The 260-nt window shown below is 66.9% G+C and carries 1 protein-coding gene; it reads right to left on the reverse strand.

Annotated elements, in window-relative coordinates; all coding sequences use genetic code 11:
- Positions 1 to 260: Wzz/FepE/Etk N-terminal domain-containing protein (locus tag SB822_RS58420; RefSeq protein ID WP_410859288.1), on the reverse strand; the 260-nt coding region annotated here is incomplete at both ends.

Genomic DNA, 260 nt, shown 5'->3' on the forward strand with positions numbered 1-260 from the left:
CGGCGATTCGGCCGGCATCAGGTTCTCGACATTGACCACGTTCAGCGCTTCGCGCTCGATCTGCAGCGTGCTCGTGGCGCGGTAGCGCGTGGGCATCAGCAAGGTGTCCACCAGCACGACCAGCACGACGGCGGCGGCCACGATCACCAGCAGCCAGCGCTGCGCCCACAGCGCCAGCCAGTAATCGCGCAGGGTCAGCTCGGCGCTGTCATGGTGGTGGCCGCGATGGACGGCATGGGTATCGTCGACGGTACTCATCG

This window comes from Paraburkholderia sp. SIMBA_054, from assembly GCF_046534875.1.
In the GTDB taxonomy this organism is placed as follows: Bacteria; Pseudomonadota; Gammaproteobacteria; order Burkholderiales; family Burkholderiaceae; genus Paraburkholderia; species Paraburkholderia hospita.